The organism is Arthrobacter sp. Helios (genome assembly GCF_023167125.1).
In the GTDB taxonomy this organism is placed as follows: Bacteria; Actinomycetota; Actinomycetes; order Actinomycetales; family Micrococcaceae; genus Arthrobacter_B; species Arthrobacter_B luteolus.
In genome coordinates, this window is record NZ_CP095402.1 from 2,829,504 (window position 1) to 2,854,635 (window position 25,132).

At 66.8% G+C, this 25,132-nt stretch carries 21 protein-coding genes; 15 read left to right on the forward strand and 6 right to left on the reverse strand.

Going from position 1 to position 25,132, the window contains the following annotated elements:
* Positions 1 to 230 precede the first annotated feature (230 nt).
* The 5 genes from rhaI to ArtHe_RS12830 all read left to right on the forward strand — a co-directional run bounded on the left by rhaI (position 231) and on the right by ArtHe_RS12830 (position 6,820).
* A complete protein-coding gene (rhaI, locus tag ArtHe_RS12810; protein WP_248317305.1) occupies positions 231 to 1,397 on the forward strand; it encodes an L-rhamnose isomerase in 1,167 nt (388 codons plus the stop codon).
* 60 nt (positions 1,398 to 1,457) lie between these two features.
* Positions 1,458 to 3,524, forward strand: a complete 2,067-nt coding sequence (locus ArtHe_RS12815) for a bifunctional aldolase/short-chain dehydrogenase (RefSeq protein WP_248317307.1) — start codon at positions 1,458 to 1,460, stop codon at positions 3,522 to 3,524.
* A 30-nt stretch (positions 3,525 to 3,554) separates the two neighbouring features.
* Positions 3,555 to 5,027, forward strand: a complete 1,473-nt coding sequence (locus tag ArtHe_RS12820) for a rhamnulokinase family protein (RefSeq protein ID WP_248317308.1) — start codon at positions 3,555 to 3,557, stop codon at positions 5,025 to 5,027.
* 122 nt (positions 5,028 to 5,149) lie between these two features.
* On the forward strand, positions 5,150 to 6,163 hold the full coding sequence (locus tag ArtHe_RS12825) for a LacI family DNA-binding transcriptional regulator (protein ID WP_248317309.1): 1,014 nt from the start codon (positions 5,150 to 5,152) through the stop codon (positions 6,161 to 6,163).
* Positions 6,164 to 6,181: 18 nt separating this feature from the next.
* A complete protein-coding gene (locus ArtHe_RS12830) occupies positions 6,182 to 6,820 on the forward strand; it encodes a nucleoside/nucleotide kinase family protein (RefSeq protein WP_248317310.1) in 639 nt (212 codons plus the stop codon).
* Positions 6,821 to 6,847: 27 nt separating this feature from the next.
* Here ArtHe_RS12830 and ArtHe_RS12835 read toward each other — a convergent pair whose 3' ends face one another.
* A complete protein-coding gene (locus ArtHe_RS12835; RefSeq protein WP_248317311.1) occupies positions 6,848 to 8,257 on the reverse strand; it encodes a PLP-dependent aminotransferase family protein in 1,410 nt (469 codons plus the stop codon).
* A gap of 62 nt (positions 8,258 to 8,319) precedes the next feature.
* On the opposite strand from ArtHe_RS12835, the gene ArtHe_RS12840 reads away from it, so the two are divergent.
* Positions 8,320 to 8,949, forward strand: coding sequence for a hypothetical protein (locus ArtHe_RS12840; RefSeq protein ID WP_248317312.1), 630 nt, complete (start codon positions 8,320 to 8,322; stop codon positions 8,947 to 8,949).
* Positions 8,950 to 9,006: 57 nt separating this feature from the next.
* Here the strand turns inward: ArtHe_RS12840 and ArtHe_RS12845 are convergent, their stop codons facing one another.
* Both ArtHe_RS12845 and ArtHe_RS12850 read right to left on the reverse strand, forming a co-directional pair.
* Entirely contained in the window at positions 9,007 to 9,771 is a 765-nt protein-coding gene (locus ArtHe_RS12845; RefSeq protein ID WP_248317313.1) for a hypothetical protein, read from the reverse strand.
* Entirely contained in the window at positions 9,768 to 10,556 is a 789-nt protein-coding gene (locus tag ArtHe_RS12850) for a GntR family transcriptional regulator (protein ID WP_066302755.1), read from the reverse strand. Before ArtHe_RS12850 ends, ArtHe_RS12845 begins: the two co-directional genes overlap by 4 nt.
* 167 nt (positions 10,557 to 10,723) lie before the next feature.
* Between ArtHe_RS12850 and ArtHe_RS12855 the strand changes: the two genes are divergently transcribed.
* From ArtHe_RS12855 to ArtHe_RS12870, 4 genes are all read left to right on the forward strand, one after another.
* The gene (locus ArtHe_RS12855) at positions 10,724 to 11,788 is read left to right on the forward strand and encodes an ABC transporter ATP-binding protein (protein ID WP_248317314.1); all 1,065 of its coding nucleotides are present in this window, start codon (positions 10,724 to 10,726) and stop codon (positions 11,786 to 11,788) included.
* Positions 11,789 to 11,903: 115 nt separating this feature from the next.
* Positions 11,904 to 13,103, forward strand: a complete 1,200-nt coding sequence (locus ArtHe_RS12860; protein WP_248317315.1) for an extracellular solute-binding protein — start codon at positions 11,904 to 11,906, stop codon at positions 13,101 to 13,103.
* A 145-nt stretch (positions 13,104 to 13,248) separates the two neighbouring features.
* Complete coding sequence (locus ArtHe_RS12865) at positions 13,249 to 14,175, forward strand: ABC transporter permease (protein ID WP_248317316.1); 927 nt, start codon at positions 13,249 to 13,251, stop codon at positions 14,173 to 14,175.
* A 9-nt stretch (positions 14,176 to 14,184) separates the two neighbouring features.
* A complete protein-coding gene (locus ArtHe_RS12870; RefSeq protein WP_066302753.1) occupies positions 14,185 to 14,988 on the forward strand; it encodes an ABC transporter permease in 804 nt (267 codons plus the stop codon).
* Between the two features lie 3 nt (positions 14,989 to 14,991).
* On the opposite strand, the gene ArtHe_RS12875 is transcribed toward ArtHe_RS12870, so the two are convergent.
* Positions 14,992 to 15,453 (reverse strand): TetR family transcriptional regulator, encoded by a 462-nt coding sequence (locus ArtHe_RS12875; protein ID WP_248317317.1) that lies wholly within the window; start codon positions 15,451 to 15,453, stop codon positions 14,992 to 14,994.
* A gap of 124 nt (positions 15,454 to 15,577) precedes the next feature.
* Here ArtHe_RS12875 and ArtHe_RS12880 point away from each other — a divergent pair, with 124 nt between their 5' ends.
* On the forward strand, positions 15,578 to 16,156 hold the full coding sequence (locus tag ArtHe_RS12880) for a GNAT family N-acetyltransferase (RefSeq protein ID WP_248317318.1): 579 nt from the start codon (positions 15,578 to 15,580) through the stop codon (positions 16,154 to 16,156).
* A 201-nt stretch (positions 16,157 to 16,357) separates the two neighbouring features.
* On the opposite strand, the gene ArtHe_RS12885 is transcribed toward ArtHe_RS12880, so the two are convergent.
* Together ArtHe_RS12885 and ArtHe_RS12890 are read right to left on the reverse strand one after the other, a co-directional pair.
* On the reverse strand, positions 16,358 to 17,689 hold the full coding sequence (locus tag ArtHe_RS12885) for an MFS transporter (RefSeq protein ID WP_248317319.1): 1,332 nt from the start codon (positions 17,687 to 17,689) through the stop codon (positions 16,358 to 16,360).
* A gap of 151 nt (positions 17,690 to 17,840) precedes the next feature.
* Positions 17,841 to 19,025 carry a helix-turn-helix domain-containing protein gene (locus tag ArtHe_RS12890; protein ID WP_248317320.1) on the reverse strand — a complete coding sequence of 395 codons (1,185 nt, stop codon included), beginning with the start codon at positions 19,023 to 19,025 and terminating at the stop codon, positions 17,841 to 17,843.
* A 156-nt stretch (positions 19,026 to 19,181) separates the two neighbouring features.
* Between ArtHe_RS12890 and ArtHe_RS12895 the strand changes: the two genes are divergently transcribed.
* The 4 genes from ArtHe_RS12895 to ArtHe_RS12910 all read left to right on the forward strand — a co-directional run bounded on the left by ArtHe_RS12895 (position 19,182) and on the right by ArtHe_RS12910 (position 25,129).
* Positions 19,182 to 20,843: an amidohydrolase gene (locus ArtHe_RS12895; RefSeq protein WP_248317321.1), complete on the forward strand. Its 1,662-nt coding sequence runs from the start codon at positions 19,182 to 19,184 to the stop codon at positions 20,841 to 20,843.
* On the forward strand, positions 20,840 to 22,090 hold the full coding sequence (locus ArtHe_RS12900; RefSeq protein ID WP_248317322.1) for a M20 family metallo-hydrolase: 1,251 nt from the start codon (positions 20,840 to 20,842) through the stop codon (positions 22,088 to 22,090). The genes ArtHe_RS12895 and ArtHe_RS12900 overlap by 4 nt, the downstream gene beginning before the upstream one ends.
* Positions 22,091 to 22,158: 68 nt before the next feature.
* Entirely contained in the window at positions 22,159 to 23,877 is a 1,719-nt protein-coding gene (locus tag ArtHe_RS12905; protein WP_248317323.1) for an alpha-glucosidase, read from the forward strand.
* A 250-nt stretch (positions 23,878 to 24,127) separates the two neighbouring features.
* Positions 24,128 to 25,129 carry a phosphate/phosphite/phosphonate ABC transporter substrate-binding protein gene (locus ArtHe_RS12910; RefSeq protein WP_248317324.1) on the forward strand — a complete coding sequence of 334 codons (1,002 nt, stop codon included), beginning with the start codon at positions 24,128 to 24,130 and terminating at the stop codon, positions 25,127 to 25,129.
* Positions 25,130 to 25,132: the final 3 nt, after the last annotated feature.

Below are 25,132 nucleotides of genomic sequence, written 5' to 3' on the forward strand. Positions count from 1 at the left end.
TGAGGATGGACCCGCCAGGTAAACCTGTGAGGGCGGTCTCACATGCTGCCGGACTCATAGTACCCAAAATTTGAGACGTTTCAACACGGCTTTGCTGCCTGGTTGTGCGCTGGCAACTGCGAATAGGTTTGACCTTCTCCATCCTGGCGGCTTAGTTTAGTGAAACGATTCAATGCGGTGCCGGTGCTTTTCCATACGGCCCGCCGGCTATCCACAGAGAAGTGACGCACATGCCTGTATTCGACGACATCGCCCCTCAGCTGGCCGCCCAGGCCATCGAACTTCCGTCTTGGGCCTTCGGTAACTCCGGAACCCGCTTCAAGGTCTTCTCCACACCGGGAACGCCGCGCACGGTTCAGGAAAAGATTGCCGACGCCGCCCAGGTCCACCGCTTCACCGGACTGGCTCCCGCCGTCGCGCTCCACATCCCCTGGGACAAGGTGGAGGACTACGCCGCCCTCTCCCGCTACGCTGCAGATCTGGGTGTATCCCTGGGCACCATCAACTCCAACACGTTCCAGGACGAGGAATACAAGTTCGGTTCCTTGACCCATGCAGATCCCGGAGTGCGCCGGAAGGCAGTCGACCATCACCTGGAGTGCCTGGAGATCATGAATTCCACCGGGTCCCGGGACCTGAAGATCTGGCTCGCGGACGGCACCAACTACGCGGGGCAGCAGGACATGCGCGGCCGCCAGGACCGGCTCGCCGGGTCGCTGGCGGAGATCTACGCCCAGCTGGGCGAAGACCAGCGGCTGGTGCTTGAGTACAAGTTCTTTGAGCCGGCTTTCTATCACACGGATGTGCCCGACTGGGGCACGGCGTACACCCAGGTCGCCGCGCTCGGCGACAAGGCCAAGGTCTGCCTCGATACCGGACACCACGCGCCGGGGACCAACATCGAGTTCATCGTGATGCAGCTGCTGCGCCTGGGGAAGCTCGGCTCCTTTGATTTCAACTCGCGCAACTACGCCGACGACGACCTGATCGTCGGCGCCGCAGACCCCTTCCAGCTTTTCCGCATCATGGTCGAGGTGGTCCGCGGCGGTGGGCTGGATCCCGAAACCGGTGTGGCCTTCATGCTCGACCAGTGCCACAACATCGAAGAGAAGATTCCCGGCCAGATCCGCTCGGTCCTGAACGTTCAGGAAATGACGGCCCGCGCCCTGCTGATCGACGGCGAAGCGCTGGCATCCGCCCAGGCCGGCGGCGACGTGCTCGGCGCCCATCAGATCCTGATGGACGCGTTCTACACCGATGTCCGCCCGCAGCTGGCGGCCTGGCGCGAGTCCCGCGGGCTGCCGGGTGATCCGATGGCTGCCTTCGCGGCATCCGGATACCTGCAGCGCATCGCCGAAGAGCGGGTCGGCGGCACCCAGGCTTCCTGGGGTTCCTGAGCCTTCCCCGCGCCCGCCCCTGACCGACAGATTCCGTCCACTCCACGAGGAGACCTTCGCATGAACGCCCACGCCAGCAACCCGACGACCGGTCCGCAGACCACCGTCGCCGACCTCATCGCCCGCTCCAACCAGCTCGGTTCCGACCCGAAGAACACTAACTATGCCGGCGGCAACACCTCGGCTAAGGGCACCGCGGCGGACCCGGTGACCGGTGAAGACGTGGAGCTGTTGTGGGTCAAGGGCTCCGGCGGGGACCTCGGCACCCTCACCGAGAAGGGTCTCGCCGTGCTGCGCATGGACCGGGTGCGGGCGCTGAAGGGCGTCTACCGCGGTGTGGAGCACGAGGACGAGATGGTCGCAGCCTTTGACTACTGCCTGCACGGCAAGGGCGGCGCTGCGCCGTCGATCGACACCGCCATGCACGGTCTGGTTGACGCCGCCCACGTCGACCACCTGCACCCGGATTCCGGCATCGCCGTCGCGACGGCGGCAGACGGCCAGGAACTCACCGCGAAGATCTTCGGCGACAAGGTGGTGTGGGTGCCCTGGCGCCGTCCAGGCTTCCAGCTGGGCCTGGACATCGCCGCGATCAAGGAGTCCAACCCCGCTGCCATCGGTACCATCCTGGGCGGGCACGGCATCACTGCCTGGGGCGGGACCAGCGACGAAGCCGAGGCGAACTCCCGGTGGATCATCGAGACAGCCGAGAATTACATCGCCGAGCATTCCAAGGCGGAACCTTTCGGCCCGGTGCTGCCCGGATATGAGGCCCTGCCGGAGGCCGAGCGGCAGGCCAAAGCCGCCGCCCTCGCCCCGGCAATCCGCGGGCTGGCCTCGCATGACCGCCCCCAGGTCGGCCATTTCATGGACGATCCGCGGGTCCTGGAGTTCCTCGCCGCCGCCGAGCACCCCCGGCTGGCCGCCCTGGGCACCTCCTGCCCGGATCATTTCCTGCGCACCAAGATCAAACCGCTGGTCCTGGATTTGCCGGCTGACGCACCGGTCCAGGACTGCATCGCCCGGCTGAAGGAGCTGCACGAGGCCTACCGCGCCGATTACCAGGCCTATTACGAGAGGCACGCCGACGACGCGTCCCCGGCCATGCGGGGTGCGGATCCAGCAATTGTGCTGGTGCCCGGCGTGGGCATGTTCTCCTGGGGCAGGGACAAGCAGACCGCACGGGTAGCCGGTGAGTTCTACCTCAACGCCATCAACGTGATGCGCGGCGCCGAAGGCATCTCCGCCTACGCTCCGATTGATGAGTCGGAAAAGTTCCGGATCGAATACTGGGCGCTGGAAGAAGCCAAGCTGGCCCGCATGCCCAAGCCGCGCAGCCATGCCACCCGCATCGCGCTGGTGACGGGCGCGGCGTCGGGCATCGGCAAGGCCATCGCCACCCGGCTGGCCGCGCAGGGCGCCTGCGTGGTCATCGCGGACCTGAACCTGGAGGCCGCCGAGCAGGTAGCCGCAGAGCTGGGCGGACCCGACGTGGCTATTGGTGTCCGCGCCGATGTGACCGACGCCGGGCAGGTCGCCGCCGCGGTCGACGCCACGGTACTGGCCTTCGGCGGTATTGACCTCGTGGTGAACAACGCCGGTCTGTCCATCTCCAAGCCGCTGCTGGAAACCACGGAGAAGGACTGGGACCTGCAGCACGATGTGATGGCCAAGGGCTCCTTCCTGGTTTCCCAGGCTGCGGCGAAGGCCATGATCGCCCAGGAGATGGGCGGGGACATCCTCTACATCTCCTCGAAGAACTCCGTCTTCGCCGGCCCGAACAACATCGCCTACTCCGCCGTCAAGGCCGATCAGGCCCACCAGGTGCGCCTGCTTGCCGCTGAGCTGGGCGAGCACGGCATCAAGGTCAACGGCATCAACCCCGACGGCGTGGTCCGCGGCTCCGGTATCTTCGCCGGCGGCTGGGGAGCCAAGCGCGCCGCCGTGTACGGCGTGCCCGAGGAGGAGCTGGGCCAGTTCTACGCCCAGCGCACCCTGCTCAAGCGCGAGGTGCTGCCGGAGAACGTTGCCAGCGCAGCCGCAGTGCTGACCAGCTCCGACCTCTCCCACACCACCGGCCTGCACATCCCGGTCGACGCCGGCGTCGCTGCGGCGTTCCTGCGCTAGACGGCCCGGGGACAGCGAAAGGACACAAACGTGGCGACAGCGACAGCGGCAGCGGTGGCGGCCGTCGATCTTGGGGCGACCAGCGGCCGCGTCATCCTCGGCGGTATATCCGACGGCCGGATCCGGATGCGGCATGTGGCCCGCTTCCCCAACCAGCCGGTCCGGCTGCACGAGGGAGACGGGCCCGGCCTGCACTGGAACATCACCGAGCTCTACCGGTCCCTGTCCGCCGGGCTCGCCCAGGCGTTTCGGGAGGAACCCGGCGTCTGCTCCATCGGCGTCGACTCCTGGGCGGTGGACTACGGGCTGCTGCGCGGCGGAAAGCTGCTTGGCCTGCCCTACCATTACCGGGACGAACGCACAGCGGCCGGGGTGCAGGCAGTGCACGCGGCCGTACCCCCGGAGGAGCTCTACTCCCGCAGCGGGCTGCAGCATCTCCCGTTCAACACCGTGTTCCAGCTAGCCGTGGACAGGCAGCGCGGTGATCTGGCAATGGCGGAGCGGGCGCTGCTGGTCCCTGACCTGATCGCCTACTGGCTCACCGGCCGGCAGGTGACCGAGGAGACCAACGCAGCGACCACAGGACTGCTGGACGCCCGCACCCGGCAGTGGGACACCGAGCTGATGGCCCGGCTCGGCCTGGCTAACGGCCTCTTCGCCCCGCTGGTGGCTCCCGGCGCCCGGATCGGCGGCCTGCTGCCCGCGGTGGCGGCCGAGCTGGGTGCCCCGGCCGGAGTGCCGGTTACTGCCGTTGGCTCGCACGACACTGCCTCCGCCGTCGTCGCGGTGCCTTTCGCCGATGAGGACGCCGCGTTCATTTCCTCCGGCACCTGGTCCCTGGTCGGCGTGGAGCTGCCCACCCCGGTGCTCACCGCCGAAAGCCACGCCGCCAACTTCACCAACGAGGGCGGTGTGGATGGCCGGATCCGCTACCTGAAGAACGTTTCCGGGCTGTGGCTGCTCTCTGAATCCATCCGCACCTGGGACGGGCCGGGCGCCACCGATGCCCAGCACACCAGCAACCTGGCCGAGCTGATCAGCCAGGCGGCGGCCGTCACCGCCCCGGTGCCGGTGTTCGATGTGCAGGACGAGCGCTTCACGACGCCCGGTGACATGCCGGCCCGGATCACCGCATGGTGTGAGGAGCGCGGACTGCGTGCACCCCGCGGCCGGGCCGAAATGGTCCGCTCCATTCTGGAGTCGCTGGCGGCCGCCTACGCGGACGTCATCGAGCAGATCGAGCGGCTCACCGGGCGCAGCATCCGCACCGTGCACGTGGTGGGCGGCGGATCGCAGAACACGCTGCTTTGCCAGCTCACCGCCAACCGGACCGGACGCACGGTCTTCACCGGGCCGGTGGAGGCCACTGCGATCGGCAACGTGCTGGTCCAGGCCCGGGCCGCCGGCTTGGTCTCCGGCGGGCTGGAGGAGCTGCGCCGCCTGGTTGCCCGCACCTTCGAACCGGTCCGCTACGAGCCGCGGGCCGCCGCACGCCTGTCATAACCTGCGGCGCGCCGGTCTTCCAAAGGACATGCTGCTTACAATGAGACCCTGTCCCGCGGGCCCCGCCCGCAGATGACGGCGCCAGGAGAAGCGGACCTCGTCCGGACGGAAGTGAAGAGAGCATGGCCAGATTCCCGGTGAGCATCAAGGACGTGGCACGGGAGGCCCAGGTATCGATTGGCACCGTCTCCAACGTGATCAACCGGCCCGAGGTGGTCTCAGCGGACCGCCGAAGCCGGGTGCTGAAGGCCATCGACGAACTGGGATACGTCCGCAACGACGTGGCACGGCAGCTGAAGGCCGGACGCTCCAGGACCCTCGGGCTGGTGGTGCAGGACACCGGCAACCCTTTCTACAACGAAATCGCCCGGGGCGCCGAAGCCGCTGCGGATGACCTCGGCCAGGCAGTGATCGTCGGCAATTCGGGGCTCTCCCGGAGCCGGGAAGAGGTCTACCTGGACCTGTTCGAGGAACAGCGGGTGCGCGGGGTGCTCATCACGCCCCAGTCCGATGACCGGCGGCGGATCGACCGGCTGCGCTCACGCGGCACCCCGGTGGTGCTGGTGGATGAGCAGGCTCCCGCCTCCCAGTACTGTTCCCTGGCCGTGGACGACGTCGAAGGCGGCCGGATGGCCGTCGCGCACCTGCTGGCCGGCGGAGCCCGGAAAATCACCTTCGTGGGCGGTCCGGCGTCCCTGCACCAGGTGGTCGACCGGCAGGCAGGTGCCCGGGCCGCCGTCGACGCCGTGCCCGGTGCGTCGCTGGACGTCGCCGGCACCACGGCCCTGACGGTGCTGGAGGGCCGGCGCGTGGGCGAGGAACTGCTCCGCCGGCCGGCCGCCGAACGCCCCGGAGGCGTGTTCGCGGCCAATGACCTGCTGGCGATCGGGCTGCTGCAGGCATTCGTCTTCGACCACCGGATCCGGGTTCCCCAGGACATCTCCCTGATCGGCTACGACGACATCGATTTTGCGCCCTCCGCCATTGTTCCGCTGTCCTCCATCCGCCAGCCGGCGCGGCTCATCGGGCGTACTGCGGTGGAGCTGCTGGAGGATGAGCTGGCCGAGGACCATCACCACCGTCACGTCACCTTCCAGCCGGAGCTGGTGGTGCGGGACTCGACGGACGTTTCCTAGGCTGCGAAGGGGCGAAGCATGCAGATCCTCGACCGCACCCTGGACCAGCTCATCGCCGAGGCCCGGACGCTCGCTGCCGGTCCCCGCCGCATCCTCGGCATCACCGGGCCGCCCGGCGCAGGAAAATCCACGCTCGCCGCTGCCCTGGCCGCGGCGCTGGGACCGGACCTCGCCGTCGTTGTGTCCATGGATGGCTTCCACCTGGCAAACCGGGTGCTGGAGAACCTGGGCCGGAGGGACCGCAAGGGGGCCATCGACACGTTCGACGACGACGGGTTCGCTGCCCTGCTCCGTCGGCTGAAGCGGCAGGACTCCGCCGGACGGATCATCTACGCGCCTGACTTCGACCGCGCCCTCGAGGAGCCGATCGGCTCCGCGGTGCCGGTGAAGCCCTCCGTTGCGCTGATCATCACGGAGGGAAACTATCTGCTGCAGGACAGCGGTGCCTGGCCGGAGGTGCGGGAGCAGCTCGACGCCGTCTGGTACCTCTCGCTGGCAGAACCAACCCGGGTTGCCCGGCTGGCCGCACGGCACGCAGCCTTTGGGAAATCCCCAGCGGAAGCCCGGCGCTGGGCAGAGGGAAGCGACCAGTTGAACGCGGACCTGATCGCCGCGCGCGCCCACACGGCGGACGCCGTGGTGAACCTGGTTCCGTAGCCGGCAGCCCGGCCGCGGTTCCGGCCGTCAGACCACTGCGGGCTGGTACGACGGCGGCGCCGGGCTTTCGCCCAGCCCTGACCAGGCGTCCGCCAGCACTTCCACGGCCCGGGTGGTTTCGGGCGCTCCGTAGCTGATCGGCAGCCGGAGGAACCGTTCAAACACACCGTCGCTGCCAAAAACCGGGCCGGCAGCCAGCAGGAGTCCGCGGGAGCGGGCCGCCAGGGTCAGCTGCGAACTGACCGGGCGGCCGATGTTCACCCAGGTGCTCAGCCCGCCGGAAATCCGGGGCACATCCCATTCCGGCAGCGCGGCCGCCAACAGGGATTCGAGCCGGTCCCGGCCGGCCCGCAGCAGCTCGCGCCGCCCAGCCAGGATCTCCGTATACCGGGCCAGGACCTGGACCGCCACCAGCTGCTCCAGCACCGGTGTGCCCAGATCGTTGGCAAACCGGGCCTGCACCAGCCGGGTGATGAGGTCCGGTTCGGCCCTGATCCAACCGATCCGCAGCCCGCCCCATACGGTTTTACCCAGGGACCCCACCAGCACGGCCGGGCCGTGGACCGCCAGCGGCGGCACTGGTCCCGGGGAATCAATGTCCAGCTCGGCCATCGTTTCATCCGCCACGACCACCGTTCCGGCCTGCGCGGCGAGCTCCAGCAGCATGTGACGCACCGCCGGCTGCATCACCGCGCCGGTGGGATTGTGGAAGTCCGGCATCACATAGGCCATGGCCGGCCGTGACCGCCGGAAAGCCTGTTCCAGACCTTCGGTGTCCCAGCCATCGCGCGGTGTGACGGCCACCGGAACGATCCGTCCGCCAGCTGCGCGGATGGCTTCCGCGCCGTGCGGATAGGTCGGGGATTCCAGCAGCGCGGTGTCACCGCGTTCGAGCAGCACCCGCGACAGCAGCGCCACCGCATGCTGCGCGCCGATGGTCACCATGACCTGCCCGGGGTCAGTGGGCAGGCCGCGGAAGGCATAGCGTTCTGCGATGGCTTCGCGGAGGGCGGGCAGGCCCACGGGATCGTAGCCGGGCTCCGTGAGCAGCCCGGGGAGCTGGCCCAGGGCCGCCGCCGCGGCGTCGGCCAGCTGGGGTGCGGCCGGCAGGGCGGCTTTGCTGAGGTCCAGGGTATCGGGGCCGGCCAACGGAGTGGAGGCCGCGGGCACCCCCGGAATCCGCACCACACTGCCGGATCCCCGCAGGCTTTCCAGGTAACCGGTATCCCGCAGCCTGGCGTAGGCGGCGCTGACCGTTGTGCGGGAAAGCTGAAGGCGGCCGGAGAGCTCGCGTTCGGCCGGAAGCCTGGCACCGACTGGCAGCCGGCCGTCCAGGACGAGCAGCCGGATACGCTCCGCCAGATCCGAATACGCCGGACCACTGGCGCGCCAGGCGCCGAGCATACCCGCCAACCGATTTGCTCCCAGGATCAACATCAGGCCAGCCTATGCCAATTGGCATCTTGATATAAGACCAATTCAACGATTGGCTTGAGGCTATGACGTGGATTTTTGCCCGCCGGGTGGCGCAGTTGCTGATTGGCCTTTTTCTGTACGGTTTTGCCATCGGCATGATGGTCCGTGCGGGAATCGGCGTCTCCCCGTGGGATGTCCTGGGTCAGGGCACCAGCCTCCAGTCCGGAATCCCCTTCGGCTGGGTGACCAATCTGATTGGACTGGCCGTCCTGCTGCTGTGGATTCCGATCCGGCAAAAGCCCGGGGTGGGAACGGTGCTGAACGTCCTGCTCATCGGGCCCAGCGCGGAAGTGGGCCTCGCGGTGGTGCCGGCCCCGTCAGAGTTTTGGGCCCAGGCCCTCCTGTTCGCCGGCGGCCTCGTTCTGCTGGCCGTGGCGACCGGGCTCTACATCGGCGCCCGGATGGGCCCAGGTCCGCGGGACGGGCTGATGACCGGACTGCATGCACGGTTCGGCTGGCCGCTGTGGGCGGTGCGCAGCGGGATCGAGATCGCTGTCCTGGCCACCGGGTGGGCACTCGGCGGACCGGTGGGCCTGGGCACCGTGGCCTTTGCCCTGCTGATTGGCCCGCTGGTCAGCCGGACACTTCCGTTCTTTCACATTCCGGAGGTGCCCGCCAGGGCGCCGGAGCCCCGCCCGGTCGCCGGCGGCTAAGGCCGGCCCCGCTAGCCGGCCCTCCAACCGGCCCCGCCGGCCGGGTTGGCCCCCGGGCTAGCCCAGGGGGTGCGGGATCGCCACCGCCAGGGGCAGCCGGCCGCAGGCGTGCACCGCGGCCCGGTGCCCGGCATATTCAGCTCCCCGCAGTTCCATCTGCAGGGGATCCTGCGCCTGCCGCCAGTCCCCGACCAGCAGGCGGCCGGCTGCCAGCTGCGGGTCTGCTGAGACCACCACCCGCCCCACCCGGTTCACCAGTGACGCCTCTCCGTGCAGCTGCCGCAGGCCCGGAAGCAGGACCTCTTCGAGGGATTCCACGAAAACGTCCGCGCCGACGACGCCAACCACCGTCCCTGCCACGCTGACCGGAGAGGTCAGGGTCACGGTGTATTCATCGGTGCAGATGAAGTCCACATAGGGTCCGGTGATGTGGCTGGCACCGGTTTCCACGGGAACGGTGAACCACTCGCGGCGCGAATAGGCCTCCCCCATCGATTCGATCGAGGTCAGCATCTGCACCTCCTTGCTGCGCCCCTGCCACCAGGCCATGTGCCAGGCTGCGTCCCCGACGGCGCCATGCGCGGCAACGAATCCCCCGCCGGCCAGCGGGTGTCGGGTACTGCCCAGGAGAACGGCGGCCAGGGGTTCGACGACGGCGTCCACGTCCCGCCGCGACGGTGGCGCCGCGGGGTCGGCAAACAGGGCCTCGATCCGTGGCTTCCAGGTTTCAAGGAGTTCCAGGACCTCCTCGAAGAAGCTGCCGAGGGCAGCGGCGGGAGCGGCTGCCAGGGATATGGGGGATTCACTGCGGGAAATGCTCATGCTTTCCTCCAGGCGGGTGCGGGGGGTGATTTCTCTGCCGTAGTGAGGTCGGCGGAGGTGGAAAGGCGGGTGTGTTCATCAATGAGCCAGGCCACGGAGGCCTGGACGTATTCGCGGACCAGTGCACGGGACGCGGAAGCATCCGCCTCCGCCACGGCGGCACAGATCCGGCGGCACAGACTCACCATGGCGGCATCATAGGCTGCGTCGGCATGGGCCAGCCCGAGCAGTGAACCGTAGTCCGTGTGCAGCCGGACATATTCCCTGGTCAGCCGCGCGGACTGGCTCAGCGCAGCGAGCTCCAGCAGGAAGTCTCCCACGGCTCGGTTGCCGCGGCCGGGCGCTTCGAGCAGGTGCGCGAGGGCCTCAACATCTTCCGTGTCCGCTGCGTCGGCCGCCAGCTCCGCGGCGGTGGCGGCAATTGCGGCGTAGTGAATCGCCAGGTCCCGCAGCTCCACCCGGCTCATGGCGGCGAGCCGGCGGCGGACCAGCTCCATCCGGTCGCCGGAGGGCAGCGTAACAAAGGTGCCGCCGTCGCGTCCCCGGCGGGTTTCCACCAGGCCGCGCGTCCGGAGTCCGGCCAGTGCTTCACGCGCCGTTACGGTGGCCACGCCCATCGATGCGGCCATCTCCATCTCGGTGGGGAGCCTGTCTCCGTCCAGCAGCGCACCCGCCGAAATCCCCTGAATGATGCGCTCTTCGACGCGGCTGGCCTTCCCGGCGTCGCCGAGCGGCGCGAAGACGGCGGTGAGGAGGCGTTTCTGCGGAGCGGTGTTCTGGGGCATGTTCACGATCTTTCCAGCTTGGCGGAGTGCCGGGCGCCAAAAGCCCCGGCCGCGCATCCGTAACAAGAAATTTACCTGAAGTGACGGAAATTACATATAACATCTGGTTTCATAGCTTTACTACTTGTTGCGCTTCCGCGCTTCCTGCTGAAGTGAAAGGACTTTCCGTGCCAGCCAGCACAGCACCCATCTCCCCCACCGTCGAGGACCAGGTGTCCTCAGGCACCGCGATCAGCCTGTCCCGGGTGACCAAGAGCTTCGGCGATTTCTCCGCGGTCAAGGACCTGGACCTGGACATCCGCTCGGGTGAGTTCTTCTCCCTGCTGGGGCCCTCCGGCTCCGGCAAGACCACCGTGCTGCGCATGGTGGCCGGCTTTGAACCGGTGACCAGCGGCCATATCTACCTCCACGGCTCCGATGTCACCGGCAAGGCTCCGTTCGAGCGGAACGTGAACACCGTGTTCCAGGACTACGCGCTGTTTCCACACCTGACCGTTGCCCAGAACGTCGGCTATGGACTGAAGCTGCGCAAGACTCCGCGGGCGGAACGTGTGCGCCGCGTGGCCGAGGCACTGGAGATGGTCCGCCTGCCGCAGGTCGCGGACCGGTTGCCTTCCCAACTGTCCGGCGGCCAGCGCCAGCGCATCGCCCTGGCCCGGGCCTTGATACTGCGCCCGCAGGTCCTGCTGCTGGATGAGCCGCTCGGGGCACTGGACAAGCAGCTGCGTGAGCAGATGCAGATCGAGCTCAAGCAGATCCAGCGCGAAGTTGGCATCACCTTCGTCTTCGTAACCCACGACCAGGAAGAGGCACTAACCCTCTCAGACCGCGTCGCCGTGTTTAACGACGGCGGCATCGAGCAGGTCGGCAGCCCGGAAGACCTGTACGAGCGTCCGGCCACCCGGTTCGTGGCGACCTTCCTGGGCAGCACCAACCTGGTCGAGGGCACCCTCGCCAAGCGGCTCACAGGCAGCGATGCACTGGTGAGCATCCGCCCGGAACGGATCCACATCGCCGCTCCGGGAAGCCTGGCTCCGGACGGCTTCTCCACCGTCTCCGCCCGGATCGAGGAGATCGTCTACACCGGCCCCACCACCCGGTACGTGGCCACCACGGAAACCGGGGACCGGCTGATCGTCCAGGAGCAGAACGATTCCCGGGCCACCGCCTGCGGCCGCGGCGACGCCGTCGAACTCCAGTGGCCTTCCCGCTTTAACTTCGCCGTCAGTTAGTACAACCGTCAGTTAGTCATACCGCCCACTGGCTTCACCGCCACCTCAGACCCAGCCAGCCACCACCGGCTTCCAGCACCACGTTTCACCCGCACCCACTATGAAAGGTTCTCCCATGAAGATCACCAAGGCACTGCCGTTGGCAGCCCTCGCCTCACTCACGCTGGTTTTGGCCGGCTGCGGCGGCGGCGCCGCCTCCGATTCGTCCTCGACCGGCATCCAGGTTCCGGACCTGCCCATGGCCAGCGAGGTCGGCGAAGGCGAAGGACAGGTCAACATCATCGCCTGGGCCGGTTTCGTGGAGGACGGTTCCACCAATCCCGACGCCGACTGGGTCAGCGCCTTCGAAGCAGAGACAAAATGCCAGGTGAACCGCAAGGTCGGTGCCACCTCCGATGAGATGGTCCAGCTCATGCGCAGCGGCGAATACGACCTGGTCTCCGCCTCCGGCGACGCATCGCTCCGCCTGATTGCCGGCGGCGATGTGGCCCCGATCAACACGGAACTCATTCCGAACTTCGGCAACATCGTCGAAGGACTCAAGGGCCAGGTCTATGACACGCTGAACGGCCAGAGCTACGGTGTACCGATCGGCCGCGGCGCCAACGTGCTGATGTACAACACCGAGCACGTTGCGCAGGCCCCGGATTCCTGGGCCCCGCTGTGGGAAGAGGACAGTGAGTACGCCGGAAAGACCATGGCCTACGATTCCCCGATCTACATTGCCGACGCCGCCGTGTACCTGATGGCCACGCAGCCGGACCTGGGCATCACTAACCCGTACGCGCTGGACGCCGACCAGCTCGCGGCCGCCGTCGACCTGCTCAAGACCCAGAACGGCATGGTGGGCGAGTACTGGAACGACGCACTCAAGGCCGTCAGCTCCATCTCCTCCGGCACCGCCCACATGGGTACCGGCTGGCAGGTCATCGTGAACCTGGCGCAGGGCGACGGCGCCACCGTCGAGTCCGTGCTGCCGAAGGAAGGCGCCACCGGCTGGTCCGACACCTGGATGATCGCTGCTGAGGCCAAGAACCCGAACTGCGCCTACAAGTGGATGGACTACGCCTCCTCGGCCGAGGTGAACGCCCAGATTTCGCAGAACTTCGGCATGGCTCCCGCCAACGCCCTCGCCTGTGAAGGATCCGAAGCCAACGCGGCTCACTGCGAGACCTTCTTCGCCACGGACGAGGAGTACTACAAGCAGGTTTGGATGTGGACCACCCCGGTGGAGCAGTGTGTTGACGGCCGTACGGACGTCACCTGCACCAACTACCAGGACTGGACCAAGGCCTGGACCGAGATCAAGGGCTAGCACCACCGAAGCCCTGCGTACCGGTGGGCGGCGGCCCGAACAGCCGCCGCCCGCCGGCCAGACCCCTCACAGCCGCGCACGCGGCCCTACGTCCCACAGATCCGGCCACAGAGGAGAATCGGCGGAGCATCCGCCGGAAAGCGCCATGGCAGTAACCGAACGAACCCCACCCCCATCCGCTCCCGACGCGCCCCCGGCGCCGCCCCGGAACAGCCTGGGCGACCGTGTTTCCCGCCTGCTTTACGCCCGGCCCAGGGCCCGGCTGGCCGGGCTGCTCCTACTGCCGCTGACCTGGCTGGGTGTGCTCTACATCGGGTCACTGATCCTGCTGTTCATCACCGCTTTCTGGACGACGGACAGCTTCACGTCAAAGGTCATTCCGGCGTTCACGCTGGAGAACTTCGCTGAAATCCTCACCGTCCCCGCCTACCAGCAGACCGCCCTGCGGACCATCGGGATAGCCCTGGCCGTGACCGTGCTCTGCGCCGCGCTCGCGCTGCCGCTGGGCCTCTACATGGCGAAGGTCGCTTCCCCGCGGATGCGCGCGGTTTTCGCCATCGGCATCACCCTGCCGCTGTGGGCCGGGTACCTGGTCAAGGTCTTCTCCTGGCGGATCACGTTCTCCTCCGGCGGACCGCTGGACTGGCTGCTGGCCCCGCTGGGCATGTCCGGCCCGGGCTACGGCACCGCCGCGCTGATCATCACCCTGGCCTATCTCTGGTTCCCGTACATGGCCGTGCCGGTCTACAACGCGTTCCGGCAGATCCCGGACAGTCTCTTCGACGCCTCCGCTGACCTCGGGGCCAAGGCCTGGTCCACGGTCTGGACCGTGGCAGTGCCGCTGCTGAAACCGGCCTTTGTGGCGGGGTCCATCTTCACGTTCTCGCTGAGCCTGGGCGACTACATCGCCGCCCAGTTCGTCGGCGGCAAGACCCAGGTGATCGGCACCGTAATCGCCTCCAACATCAACCTCAACCCGCCGCTCGCCGCAGCCTTCGGCACCGTGCCGATCATCGTCGTCGTGCTTTACCTGTTCCTGGCCCGCAAGTCCGGCGCCCTGAAGCAACTGTAGGAGACTGCCATGAGGCTTTCCGCTTCCGCCAAGATCACCCTCCGCGTTTTCGCCGGACTGGTGATGGCCGCGATCTACCTGCCGCTGCTGCTGGTCATCGCCAACTCGTTCAACGCAACCACCTCCGGGGCGTTTCCGATTAAGGAGTTCACCACCCGCTGGTGGGTCGCCGCCTGGCATAACGACGGCGTCCGCGAGGCACTGTGGACCTCGCTGAAGGTCGCGTCCGTCGCCACGGTGATCGCCCTGCTGCTGGGCACCATGGTCGCGTTCGCCCTGTCCCGGTACGACTTCTTCGGCAAAAACACGATCAACCTGCTGGTGGTGCTGCCCATCGCACTGCCCGGCATCGTCACCGGCGTCGCCCTGAACAACACGTTCAAGACCGTGCTGGAACCGCTCGGCATCGGGCTGGGGCTGTTCTCGGTGATCGTGGGCCATGCGACATTCTGCATCGTGATGGTGTTCAACAACGTGCAGGCCCGGTTGGGCCGGATGAACCGCGGCCTGGAGGAAGCGGCCATGGACATGGGTGCCAACGTCGTCAAGACCTTTTTCGGCGTCACGTTCCCGGGCTTCCGCTCGGCGTTCGTGGCCGGCGGGCTGCTCGCCTTCGCGCTCAGCTTCGACGAAGTGGTGGTCACCACCTTCACCGCTCCCCCGGGCACCGAAACCCTGCCGATCTGGATCTTCAACAACATGGCCCGGCCCAACCAGGCCCCGGTGGTCAACGTAATTGCCGCGGTGCTGATCCTGCTCTCAATGATCCCGGTTTATCTGTCCCAGCGCCTCAACGGCGACGACAAGAAGTAGCCGCTAGCGGGTGGCGGCGCACTCCGGCAGGAGCCCCGTCATCCGCTCGTCGCTGAGCCGGGACAGTGCGGTGAGCAGGTTGGTGATCCGGTCCCGTTCGGCCCGGGTGAAGCGGCTGGAGTCCAGGATGTCGCTGACCCACAGTCCGTCCATGGCCAGCCGGATAACGACGCCGATGATGCCGGCCGGGTCCCGCGGGCCCAGGTTCGCCTCGTCCAGCCGGCGGTTGAGGTACAGCAGGGATTCCGCCAGGTTGGGACGCCCGACGGCGGTGGCCAGCAGGGCTGCCTGATCCATCGAGCTGTTGGCCCGGACATCAGAAAAAGCCTTGATGTAGGCCCGCTCCTGGGCGCCAACCGGATCCGGGTCCGCATCGGCCAGGTCCCCCAGCCGGTGGACCAGCCCCACGATCATTTCCTCGACGTCCTGCTCAATCTCGGTAATGGACGCTCCAGCGGCAAACATGGGTTCTCTTTTCTTTGGCTGCTGCATCGGCACCGGGCAGTCCGTCTGCCACGGTGAACCGGCTAGTCTAGCCCGTTCCACGGGGTTTCTCAGCTTCGCTGCTGTTCCGGAGTAGGGTGTGCGCATGTCTATCCAGGTCCGCCCCGCCACCGACTTCGACGACACGGCTGCCGTCCTGGGTCCCAGGTCTCCGGACGCCAACGTCTGCTGGTGCCTGAGTTACCGCCTGACGGCGTCCAAGGAAAACCAGGCGCTGGTGCGGACGGCGCGGGGCGAACGGGTCCGGGAGCTGGTCCGGGAAGATCCGCCGCCGGGAGTCCTGGCGTACGACGGCGGCGAGCCGGTGGGCTGGGCTGCCATCCATCCGCGGTCGGATACCTCCTTTGCCAAGAGCCGGAAGATACCGCACGTCGACGACGCCGCGGTGTGGTCCCTGTGGTGCATCCGAGTCCGTCCCGGACACCGGGGCCAGGGTATTTCCCATGCCCTTGTGGCCGGAGCCGTGGACTTTGCCCGGGCCGCCGGGGCGCCAGCCGTGGAAGCCTACCCGGTGGATAACCGCGGCGCGAAAGTCGATCTCACTATGGCCTACGTGGGCACCCGCAGCCTCTTCGAAGCGGCCGGGTTCACCAAGGCTGCGCAGACAACGTCCGTGCTGAACGGGTTCCCCCGCGTCCTGATGCGGCTGGATCTAACTATCTGACCTGCGGTACCTGATCCGCAGCCGGAACAGCACATACAATCAGGCCGGCAGCCCCCGGGACGAGGGTCTGGGCGCTGACCCAGCCCTAGCCGGACCGGCGGTCAACGCGTTGGGGCAGAGGAAAGGCCGGCAGGAACTGCATGGGGGGACAGTTCCTGCCGGCCGGATTTTGAGCGCTTCCCGGCGCCGGTTCAGCTGGTTTTAGTCAGCGGCAACGATCCGCTTGTCCTGCACCCGGAGGCGTTCGCCCAGGAAACCGCCCACCGCGGTGATCAGTGCAATGAGCACGAGGATCAGCGCCGCGCCCCAGGACTGGTTGCCGGAGAAGCCAAGCATGGCGGTTGCCAGCAGCGGCATAAACCCGCTGGTAGCGCCGGCAATGTTGTAGCCCAGGGCCACACCGGAGTACCGCAGTTTCGGCGGGAACAGTTCAGTCAGCAGCGCTCCGTTGACCGCGTACGCCACTGCGATCAGGATAATGCCCAGCGTGATCGCCAGCGTGATCATCAGGGGGGACTTGGTGTCCACCATCGCGAAGATCGGGAACGAGGCCGCGGCGGTGAGGATGCCGCCCCACATGGTGACCTTGCCCGGACCGATCTTCTCGGCCAGCCGGCCCATTGCAACGGTTACGAAGATCTGGGCAACGGCCGCAATCAGCGTGGCGTTGACCATCACCTGGCGGTCAACGCCCAGGGTGTTGGAACCGTAGCTGACGATGAAGGTGGTGATCATGTAGAAGCCGCCCACACCGAGCAGTGCAGCCATCACAGCCACGACCAGGCGGCCGCCGGCGTTGCGGAACACATCCAGGGCCGGAACCTTGGCCGTTTCTTCCTGCGCCAGCAGATCCTTGAAGATCGGGGATTCCTCAACCCTCACGCGGATCCAAAGGGCAACCAGCAGCAGCGGGAAGGCCATCAGGAAGGGAATGCGCCAGCCCCAGGCATCAAAGGTCTCGGAGGGGAACAGGAGCACCAGCGAGAACGCTCCGGCTGAAAGCAGGGTGCCAACGGGGGAACCAACCTGGACCAGTGCAGCGAAGCGTCCGCGCTTCTCCACCGGCGCGTGTTCGATCGCCATGGTCACGGCGCCGCCCCATTCGCCGCCGACGGCGAGGCCCTGCACCAGGCGCAGGACGGCCAGGAGAATCGGAGCGGCAAGACCGATGGTGCCGAAGTCCGGCAGGAAGCCGATGAGGCCGGTGGCGATGCCGATCATAACGATGGTTGCCAGCAGTGCGGGCCGGCGGCCATAGCGGTCACCGATGTAGCCGAAGAGGACCGCGCCGATGGGCCGGGCAGCGAAACCAACACCGAAGGTGGCGAAGGAGGCCAGCAGCGCAGCCGTGGGGTCCATGGTGGTGAAGAAGAGCCGGTTGAAAACCAGCGCCGCAGCAGTGCCAAAGAGGTAGTAGTCGTACCATTCCAGGGCGGTGCCGACGAAGGACGCCCGGGCAATGGTGCCCGCGTCCTTTCCGGAGATGGTCACGGGCGCGCCGCGTTCCCCCGGTTTAGTGTTGGTTTCAGTCACGAGTGGTGCCTTTCAAGGTGGCCGCTGCCGCAGTCAAGGAATGGAAATGGCTGCTGGGCCGGCTGTGGGAGGTCTCTTCCTGAGCGTAGTCAGGCGGCATTTCCACAAACAATGACAAATTTCACCCACCTTTCACCCAAAGTTTGGGCATTTAAACAGTGCGGGGAAATTCCGGGAGGGAGCTGAGCGCTATCAGGGCCTTCGCCGCCTGACCCGGGACCGCCAGGTCCAGGCCAATGACCTGCTGAAGTGAATGCAGCCGGTTCACCACGGTATTGCGGTGGCAGTACAGTTCCTCGGCAGTCTCCTTGATGGAACCGGTCCGGGCATAGCTTTCCGCCACCTGCAGCAGGCGCTGGCGTTCATGTTCGGTGCAGCGGGCCATCGCCTCATGCACCGCGGCGCAGAACCCGGGAAGGGTCTGTTCCAGGAGGTCAGCGGCGATGCGCATCCAGGCCTCATCCATGGTCTGCAGGCCGGAAGCACCGCTCCGCGCCAGCACGAGGGCCGAGGCCGCGGCTCCGGGAACCGCCGCCAGCCCGGCGACGTCCTGCACATAGCCGGCAGGGAACGGCGGCGGTTCGTCAAGCCAGGCATGGCCCCGGCGCTGGACCCTGAACACATAGAGAACGCCCGCACGGTCATAGGAGTGGCACCGACGGTCATTCAGGAACGCCCGCTGGGCCGCCGGAACGGCGTCCCCAATCACGGCTATCACTTCGAAGACGTCGAGGGCTTTGACTCCCACGCCGGCGCAGATGTCCTCGATATCCTTGCCGGATTTCGGTTCCCCGGTGAACAGGCGGGAGATCAGCCGCTGGCGGTAAAGCTGTTTGTCCCGTGCCAGGAGGGCCTCGGCCTCAACAAAGGACTGCTGAATGCTGGAGACGTACCCTTCCACCACATCCATCACCCGGTCCATGTTGGAGACCAGCACCGTCACACCGTCCCCGTCTGCCACGCGTTCCAGGCCTTTCCACAGCACGCGGAAATCGTTGCGGACCGCCTCGAGGAAGGAGTGCAGGGGCACTCCCTGGGCTGCCCGCCGGGCGGCAACCTCACGCGGCAGGTTCCGCAGGTCGGGCGGGAGCTCAAGCCCGGCCATTTGATACAGGAACATGTCCATGGTGTCCACGGCGGTTTGGTAGACATCCTCCGGCGGAACCCGGGCGTCGTCGTAGGAGACTGCCTCGAACCGGCTGAGGAAATCGCTCACCAGGGTATCCCGCTGGACCCAGAGCCGCTGGATGAGGTCCTCCCACTGCTGGCCGCCGGAAGGCTCGCGCGGGAGGCTGCGGGTGGACGGAACGAAGACCGTTCCGGGAGTTTCAGTCATGCGGTCACTTTATGAAAATGCATAATCCAATCGCTAATTTTGGCGGCTAATGTCCATTGAGTGAGACATTTAGCCATAGTTGAATGGGTTTGGCTCGAACTGCACTGCCTCTTTAGCCGCTCCCTCTCCGGGGGCGGCATCAACTGCTAGGAATTCATGCTCGCCGACCTGATGATCACCAATGCCCGCGTCCTGACGCAGGATCCGCACCGGCCCACAGCACACACCCTGGTGATTCACGGCGGCCGGGTCCTCGCCGTCGATCCCGATCTGGAGATCCCGGCCCGGGCGGTCCTGGATGCCGGCGGCCTGACGGTGGTGCCCGGGTTCAATGACGTGCACAGCCACAGCGTGTGGTTCGGCTTGGGCCTGATGGAAACCGCGCTGGGAGCCGTCCGGTCCCTCGAGGAGGTGTACGCCGCCGTCGGCCTGGCAGCCGCAGACCTGGAGCCCGATCAGTGGGTCATCGCCTCCGGCTTCAGCCCCCTCCTGCTCGGCGGCGCCCAGCCGGACAGGGACCGGCTGGATGAGGCCTCCGGCGGCCGTCCGGTCTGGATCAAGCACTCCTCCGGCCACGCCTGCACGCTCAACGGTGCGGCCCTGGCACTGGTTTCCCGGTCCGCGGACCTGGACGCGGCGGTCGACGGCGGTGTGGTGGCCAGGGACCCGGCGGGCCGGCCCACCGGGCTGCTGGAGGAAAACGCCATGCGCCTGGTCCAGGACCTGATGCTCCCCTACCCGCTCGAGACCATCGAGCGTGCCCTCGAGCTGGCCACCAGCCACTACCTCACCGAAGGTATTACCAGCGTGACCGACGCCGGAATCGCCGGCGGCTGGATCGGCCATTCACCCCGCGAATTCGCCGCTTATCAGTCGGCCCGGGAGAAGGGTCTGCTCAAGGTCCGGATGCAGCCCATGCTGGTCCTGGACGCCCTGCGCCAGCTCACCGGCCACGCCGACGATCCCGACGGCCTGGGCCTGGACACCGGGATCCGCTCCGGACTCGGCGACGAATGGCTGCGTCTTGGACCGGTCAAAATTTTCAGCGACGGTTCCCTGCTGGGCAGCACCGCCTACATGTCCGAGGACTACGTCGGCTGCACGCACAACCACGGCTACCTGCAGATGGACGCGGCGCAGCTGCGGAGTTCGGCGCTGGCCGCCTACCGGGCCGGCTGGCCGATCGCCATGCATGCGATCGGGGACGCCGCAGTGGACCACGCGATTTCAATCATCACCGAGGCACAGGAGACCTACGGCGCCAACTGCTTCCCCAACCGGATTGAGCACGGCGGTGTGGTCCGGCCGGAGCAGCTGGACCGCATTGCCGAAGCCGGGATCGTGCTGGTCCCGCAGCCGCACTTCATCACCGAGTTCGGCGACGGTATGGCGGAGCTGCTCGGATCGGAGCGCACCGAGTGGTCCTATCCGGCCGCCAGCATCCTCAACCGCGGAGCCGTGCTCCCCGGCAGCTCGGACCGGCCGGTTTCCAACGGGCGCCCGCTGGACGTGATGCAGTCCTTCGTCGAACGGCTCACCCCCTCGGGAACTGTCTACGGCCCGGGCGAGCGGCTAACCGCCGCCCAGGCGCTCGCCGCCTACACCACCGGATCCGCCGCAGCCACCGGAACAGACACGGAAAAGGGGCGGCTCTCCCCCGGGATGCTCGCAGACCTGGTGTTCCTGGACCAGGATCCCACCGCCGTCGAACCCGGCCGCATCAGCACAACCGTGGTGCTGGGCACCATGGTGGGCGGAGAGCTACGCTACCGGCATCCAGATTTCCACCCCACTCACAGCGCGAAGGAAACCCCATGAGTACCTCGAACACCGGCTTCCTCGCCGATTTCACCGTGATGTCCGGCTTTGGAGCAACGCCGGGCGGCGGAGTGGACCGCCAGGCCGGCACCCCGGAGGACCACGCCACACGCTCCTGGTTCAGTACCTGGCTCGCCGGGCACGGACTGCGCGAAGCCGTGGACGCGGCCGGCAACCAGTTTGGCCTGGCTGAACTGGTGCCCGGCGCGCCGTGGGTCCTGCTCGGATCCCATCTGGACTCCCAGCCGCTGGCCGGCCGGTACGACGGTGCGTACGGAGTGCTGGCTGCCGCCCACGCCGTCGTGCGGGCCGCGGCCGCCGCTGAGGCCGGCGAGTTCACGCCGGTGTTCAACCTCGCCGTCGTGAACTGGTTCAACGAGGAAGGGAGCCGGTTCACGCCCAGCATGATGGGCAGCGGTGTCTTCACCGGCAAGCTCCCGCTGGAAACCGCGCTGGCCACGCAGGACCAGGCCGGAGCCACAGTGGCTGAAGCCCTGGCAGCCGGCTCTCCGGCGTCGGACTCCGCACCCTGGCTTGGCAGCATTGCCCGCTACGCGGAGATCCACATTGAGCAGGGAAAAATCCTGGAGGAGCAGAACATCCAGGTGGGAATCGTGGACCGCACCTGGGCCGCGGCCAAGTACCTGGTGACCGTGGACGGGGACCAGTCCCACACCGGCTCCACCCGGATGCCGGACCGCCGCGACGCACTGTACGGTGCGGCGCTGGTGATCGCGGCCGCCCGGGAACTGACTGAGGAGTTTGAGCCCGGCCAGCTGCACAGCTCCGTTTCGCAGCTGCAGGTCCTGCCGAACTCGCCGGTGACCATCGCGCGCCAGACGGTCATGAACCTGGACCTGCGCTCCCCCGACGAATCCGTGCTGGCACGCGCCATGGACCTGCTGGGCAAGCGGATCGCCGAGGCGGAGGTGCGCTCGCGGACCGAGGTGTCCTTGGCCCTGACCCACCAGTGGGGGCTGAACCCCTACTCACCGGCCGGCGTGCGGCTGGGCCGCGCCGCGGCCGAGGCCCTGGGCTTCAGCCACATGGACATCATGACCGTGGCCGGGCACGACTCCACCAACCTCAAGGACCACGTGCCCACCGTGATGCTCTTTGTTCCCAGCGTGGACGGCATCTCGCACAATGAAGCGGAGTTCACCCGGGACGAGGACGCCGTGCGCGGCGTCGAGCTCCTCACCGAGGTCACCCGCCGGCTGGTGCGCGGTGACGCTGTGGAGGACTAGCCCTCACCTGCCGCCGCCCGGGGTTGCCGGCGTAGACTCCCACGCACTGCCTGTGAGAGGAGCCAGCCATGAGCGATCCGCACGAGCCCGCGTGGTGGACCAGCGCCGTCGTCTACCAGATCTATCCGCGCAGTTTCGCGGATGGCTCCGGCGACGGCGTTGGCGACCTCAAAGGCATCCTCGCGCACCTGGATTATCTGCAGGAGCTGGGCGTGGACGTCATCTGGCTCTCCCCGGTCCATGAGTCACCGCAGCGGGACAACGGCTACGACATTTCCAACTACCGGCGGATCGACAGGCTGTTTGGCACCGAAGCGGACTTCGACGAGCTGCTGGGCCAGATGCACGTCCGGGGCCTGAAGCTGGTGATGGATCTGGTGGTGAACCACACCTCCAGCGAGCACCCGGTTTTCGCGCAGGCCCGGCAGTCCCGAGACAACCCCTACCGGGACTACTTCTGGTGGCGGGACGCGCGGCCCGGCTTCGAGCCGGGTGAGCCCGGCGCCGAACCGAACAACTGGGGATCACATTTCGGTGGCCCGGCCTGGACCTTCGAACCGGAAACCGGGCAGTACTACCTGCACCTGTTCACCCCGCACCAGCCGGACCTGAACTGGGAGAACCCGCACGTCCGGCACGAGGTTTATGAAACCATGCGCTGGTGGCTGGACCGCGGGGTCGACGGATTCCGGATGGATGTCATCAACTTCATTTCCAAAGACCTCGCCCTGCCGGACGGCCTGGTGGAACCGGGCAGCATCTGGGGCGACGGGGCACCGTACTTCACCAACGGCCCGCGGATCCACGAGTTCCTGCAGGAAATGCGGCGGGAGGTCTTCAGCGGGCGCGACGGCGATTTCCTCACCGTCGGCGAAACCCCCGGAGCCACCGTGGACCAGGCCCTGCTGTACACCGACCCCTACCGGGCCGAGCTGGACATGGTCTTCCAGTTCGAACACGTAAACCTAGACCAGATCGGCGGCCGGAAATGGAACTACCGCCCGCTCAGCCTGCCGGATCTGAAGACCTCTTGGAACCGCTGGCAGCGCGGCCTGGCCGACCGTGGCTGGAACAGCCTGTATCTGAGCAACCATGACCAGCCACGGCATCTCTCCCGGTTCGGAGACGACGGCGCGTTCCGCTACGAATCCGCCACCCTGTGGGCAACGCTGCTGCACCTGCAGCGGGGCACACCCTACGTGTACCAGGGCGAAGAAATCGGCATGACCAACGCCGGCTTCACCTCGATCAGCCAGTACCAGGATGTGGAATCGCTGAACTTCTACGCCGAGGCCACTTCCCAGGGCATCCAGCCCGAAGAAGCGCTGGAGGCCCTGCGGGCGATGAGCCGGGACAACGCACGCACACCCATGCAGTGGACCGCCGGCCCGAATGCCGGTTTCACGGCGGGCGAGCCCTGGCTCCAGGTCAACCCGAATTATCGGCAGATCAACTCGGAGGCAGACCGTGCGGCGGAGAAATCGGTCTTCCGGTACTACCAGGACCTGATCCGGCTGCGGCATACCCAGGACGTAGTGGTGCTGGGCGGCTTCCAGCTGGAGGACCCCGATCATCCGCACCTGTTTGCTTTCCGCCGCATGCTGGGAGACACCGAGTGGCTGGTGCTGGCCAACGTTTTCCACCGCGACCTGGAGCTGCCCCCGGATCTTTCGGTCGCCGGGGAACTGGTTCTGGGCAACTACGCAGGCCCAGGAGGAGCCAGTGTCCTCCGGCCCTGGGAAGCCAGGGTCCTGGATGTTTCTGTAGTCGGCGGCCTACACCGCTAAGAGTCCGTGCGCGCTGCGCCGTGAATTGAACGAGCCAACTCCAGACGCTGTACAAGCTAAACCGTTGACAAACTCAATAATGCCTGATGCACTGTGATCTGCGCCATACCTTCTAGAGGTAAGGTCTGGAGTAATAGGCCACACATATTCGCTCGTTCGATCAAATAAGTGTTGCGTAGTGAGGAAGTGGGCGGCGCCAGCGGAGCCCCCACCCAGTAACCAGAGGCAATCAGAGGAGTCAGAGTCGACTATGGACAAGAGCTTCAGAACCATCACGGCCCTTGCGGCTGCAGGCCTCCTGCTCACCGCTTGCGGTGCCAGCCCGAACGCGCGCTCAGCGGCCAATGATTCCAGTGGCACTTCTAGCAATTCCCCCCAGGCGCTGGTGTTCGCCGTCGTCCCCACCGACGACAGCAAGGAGCTTGAAAACAGCTTCAAGCCCATCGTCGCGGCGATCGAGAAGGAAACCGGCCTGCCCACCAGCATTGAGGCGGTTAGCAGCAACGCAGGTGTCATCGAAGCCCAGGTGGCAAAGCGCGTTGATATCGCCACATATGGCGCTTTTTCGTACTACCTTGCCCAGAATGTCGCTGACGTGACTCCCGTGGCCGTGGACCAGCGGACTCCGTCGCCCGGCTCGGGTGCCGTTCAGTCGCTGGGCGTAGTGGCTGCCGGATCAGGAATCAAAACGCTGGAAGACGTATCGGGGAAGGACGTTTGTTTCACTGATCCAGCGTCCAGCACGGGCTACCTGTCTGCTGCCGCTGGACTGATGGCGATCGGACTGGACCCAAAGAGCGATATCAACCCGATTTTTGCGGGTTCCCACGATGTCGCAGTGACACAAATGCTTGCCGGCGACTGCGATATCGCCTTTGTGGCGGGCACCTTCGTAACGGACATTCTCCCGGCGCGCGGCGTCATCAAGGAAGGCGATGTGGACACTGTATGGACGTCCCCGGACATTCCCGGTACTCCAATGGTCATCGGCAACTGGCTGCCGGACGAGTTGCGCACCAAGATTGCGGAGGCCGTCCTCAAATACAACGCGGTCACGGCCGCCGAAGCAGGCCTGTGCCCGGCGGCCCAACGTGAGGCCCACCCATCGTGGGGTGCAGACTACGCGGGGAAGATGGCATGCGAGTGGGGCGGTACCGGTGCCTTCGCTTTTGAGCCGGCTTCTGACGAGAACTTCGCCTCCATTCGCGAGATCTGCGAAACAACGCAGGCCGAAGTCTGCCGCAACGACTAGCTG

Coding starts and splice junctions, on each gene's coding strand:
- ArtHe_RS12860 (WP_248317315.1), top strand. CDS start 11,904: ATGAAGATCACCAAGGCACTGCCGTTGGCAGCCCTCGCCTCACTCACG.
- ArtHe_RS12900 (WP_248317322.1), top strand. CDS start 20,840: ATGAGTACCTCGAACACCGGCTTCCTCGCCGATTTCACCGTGATGTCC.
- ArtHe_RS12850 (WP_066302755.1), bottom strand. CDS start 10,556: ATGCCCCAGAACACCGCTCCGCAGAAACGCCTCCTCACCGCCGTCTTC.
- ArtHe_RS12905 (WP_248317323.1), top strand. CDS start 22,159: ATGAGCGATCCGCACGAGCCCGCGTGGTGGACCAGCGCCGTCGTCTAC.
- ArtHe_RS12835 (WP_248317311.1), bottom strand. CDS start 8,257: ATGTTGATCCTGGGAGCAAATCGGTTGGCGGGTATGCTCGGCGCCTGG.
- ArtHe_RS12830 (WP_248317310.1), top strand. CDS start 6,182: ATGCAGATCCTCGACCGCACCCTGGACCAGCTCATCGCCGAGGCCCGG.
- ArtHe_RS12865 (WP_248317316.1), top strand. CDS start 13,249: ATGGCAGTAACCGAACGAACCCCACCCCCATCCGCTCCCGACGCGCCC.
- ArtHe_RS12840 (WP_248317312.1), top strand. CDS start 8,320: ATGACGTGGATTTTTGCCCGCCGGGTGGCGCAGTTGCTGATTGGCCTT.
- ArtHe_RS12875 (WP_248317317.1), bottom strand. CDS start 15,453: ATGTTTGCCGCTGGAGCGTCCATTACCGAGATTGAGCAGGACGTCGAG.
- ArtHe_RS12895 (WP_248317321.1), top strand. CDS start 19,182: ATGCTCGCCGACCTGATGATCACCAATGCCCGCGTCCTGACGCAGGAT.
- ArtHe_RS12880 (WP_248317318.1), top strand. CDS start 15,578: ATGTCTATCCAGGTCCGCCCCGCCACCGACTTCGACGACACGGCTGCC.
- ArtHe_RS12815 (WP_248317307.1), top strand. CDS start 1,458: ATGAACGCCCACGCCAGCAACCCGACGACCGGTCCGCAGACCACCGTC.
- ArtHe_RS12910 (WP_248317324.1), top strand. CDS start 24,128: ATGGACAAGAGCTTCAGAACCATCACGGCCCTTGCGGCTGCAGGCCTC.
- ArtHe_RS12870 (WP_066302753.1), top strand. CDS start 14,185: ATGAGGCTTTCCGCTTCCGCCAAGATCACCCTCCGCGTTTTCGCCGGA.
- ArtHe_RS12890 (WP_248317320.1), bottom strand. CDS start 19,025: ATGACTGAAACTCCCGGAACGGTCTTCGTTCCGTCCACCCGCAGCCTC.
- rhaI (WP_248317305.1), top strand. CDS start 231: ATGCCTGTATTCGACGACATCGCCCCTCAGCTGGCCGCCCAGGCCATC.
- ArtHe_RS12825 (WP_248317309.1), top strand. CDS start 5,150: ATGGCCAGATTCCCGGTGAGCATCAAGGACGTGGCACGGGAGGCCCAG.
- ArtHe_RS12845 (WP_248317313.1), bottom strand. CDS start 9,771: ATGAGCATTTCCCGCAGTGAATCCCCCATATCCCTGGCAGCCGCTCCC.